The sequence below is a fragment of the Mesorhizobium sp. M7A.F.Ca.CA.003.01.2.1 genome, from assembly GCF_003998945.1.
Lineage (GTDB): Bacteria > Pseudomonadota > Alphaproteobacteria > Rhizobiales > Rhizobiaceae > Mesorhizobium > Mesorhizobium ciceri.
In genome coordinates, this window is record NZ_RZRA01000985.1 from 1 (window position 1) to 2,000 (window position 2,000).

3 protein-coding genes are annotated in these 2,000 nt (G+C 62.2%); all 3 read left to right on the forward strand.

Annotation, left to right across the window (positions count from 1 at the left end; translation table 11 throughout):
- Nucleotides 1-115: 30S ribosomal protein S18 (gene rpsR / locus EN969_RS28605; RefSeq protein WP_127419606.1), on the forward strand; the 115-nt coding region annotated here is incomplete at its 5' end.
- A gap of 218 nt (nucleotides 116-333) precedes the next feature.
- Nucleotides 334-918 carry a 50S ribosomal protein L9 gene (gene rplI / locus EN969_RS28610; protein ID WP_127419607.1) on the forward strand — a complete coding sequence of 195 codons (585 nt, stop codon included), beginning with the start codon at nucleotides 334-336 and terminating at the stop codon, nucleotides 916-918.
- A 301-nt stretch (nucleotides 919-1,219) separates the two neighbouring features.
- Nucleotides 1,220-2,000: cyclopropane-fatty-acyl-phospholipid synthase family protein (locus EN969_RS28615; RefSeq protein WP_164758580.1), on the forward strand; the 781-nt coding region annotated here is incomplete at its 3' end.

Genomic DNA, 2,000 nt, shown 5'->3' on the forward strand with positions numbered 1-2,000 from the left:
TGGCAAGATCGTGCCGTCGCGCATCACCGCCGTCAGCCAGAAGAAGCAGCGCGAACTCGCCAAGGCGATCAAGCGCGCCCGCTTCCTCGGCCTGCTGCCCTACGTGGTTCGCTAATATCTCAAATGCGGGCGGTTCGCCGCCCGCTCTTCTCCCACGGCGACGGGCGCCGCAGGGTTGAACATCAAATCCCGGGTTGAGGTCAAAACCTCTAACTGCCGCACAGGCAGGACAGCGACACCAGCGCCAAAGGCGCTCAAGCTTCCTGACCTGTTCCCAAGACATTCGGCGCCGATCTCATCGATCGATTGGCGTCCAACCAAAGGAACAAATCCATGGACGTCATTCTTCTCGAACGCGTTTCCCGCCTCGGCCAGATGGGCGATACCGTCAAGGTCAAGGACGGCTTCGCCCGTAACTTCCTGCTGCCGCAGGGCAAGGCGCTGCGCGCCAACGAAGCCAACAAGAAGAAGTTCGAAGGCCAGCGCGCCCAGCTTGAAGCCCGCAACCTCGAGCGCAAGTCGGAAGCGGCCCAGGTCGCTGAAAAGCTCGACGGCAAGAGCTTCATCGCCGTTCGCTCCGCCGGCGAAACCGGTCAGCTTTACGGTTCCGTTTCGACCCGCGACATCGCCGATCTGCTGACGGCGGAAGGTTTGTCGATCAACCGCAACCAGATCCTGCTCAACCAGCCGATCAAGACCATCGGTGTCACCAATGTGGCGATCGCGCTGCATCCGGAAGTCGAGGTCACCGTCACGCTCAACATCGCCCGCACGGCCGACGAAGCCGAGCGCCAGGCCAAGGGCGAGACGCTGACCACCGCCGAAGCCATCTATGGCGACGACATCAACGACAACGCCCGGCCGGAGAACTTCTTCGATCCGAACACCGAGTTCGAGGGCGACGAAGACAACGCCTGATCACACGTCGCAAGCGATTGGAGCCATGGGGCTGATCACGACTTGACGCCAAGCTCCGATCACTTTGCCGTCATCCAGCCATGCTGGACCAATGCCCGGGCCTCGCGCCCGGGCATTTTTGTGCCAAATGGAACTTTTCGAACCCCTATATATTGTTGCAGACTATGGCGTCGCGCGTCCTTTGGCCGCGCAAAGCACGCTGTGCAACTTTGGTTCGGCGCAAGATCTCCGGCGAAATCGATCCCGATTTTCGCGGTCACGCGCCAAGGCAGCCTGTCTGGCCGAGAGGGGACATTTGGTCATGAATATTCTGTTAAAGCGCGTTCTCGACCGCTTGGTGCGCACCGGCAATCTTAGGGTAACCGGCCCCAAGGGCACGGCGGTGGTTTTCGGCGACGGCAGCGGCGAACCGGTGCACATGCACATCAAGACCGCGCATGCCGAGCGCGCCATCACCTTCGATCCGATGCTGGCGGTGCCTGAAGCCTACATGGACGGCGAACTCGACATTCTCGAGGGCGGCGTGCTGGGCGTGATGCGCATCGCCTTCCAGAACATGGGCAGCGGCGGCATCGACGCCACCTGGTCGAAGGCCATCGAAGGCCTGCGCCACGCCTTCCGCCGGCTGCAGCAGATCAACACCGCCTCGCGCTCGCGGCGCAACGTGCAGCGCCACTACGATCTGTCGGGCGATCTCTACCGGCTCTTCCTCGACGAGGACATGCAATATTCCTGCGCCTATTTCGAGCAGCCGGACATGACGCTCGACGAGGCGCAGGGCGCCAAGAAACGCCACATCGCCGCCAAGCTCCGGCTGAAGGCCGGCCAGACGGTGCTCGACATCGGCTCCGGCTGGGGCGGGCTTGGCCTCTATCTCGCCAAGGCGTTCGACGTCGACGTGCAAGGCGTCACGCTGTCGACCGAGCAGCATGGCGTCGCCACCGACCGGGCGCATGCGCAAGGGCTGGAAAGCCGCGTGCATTTCGAGCTGAAGGACTACCGCGAACTCAATGAGCGTTTCGATCGCATCGTCTCGGTCGGTATGTTCGAGCATGTCGGCGTCAACCACTATCGCACCTTCT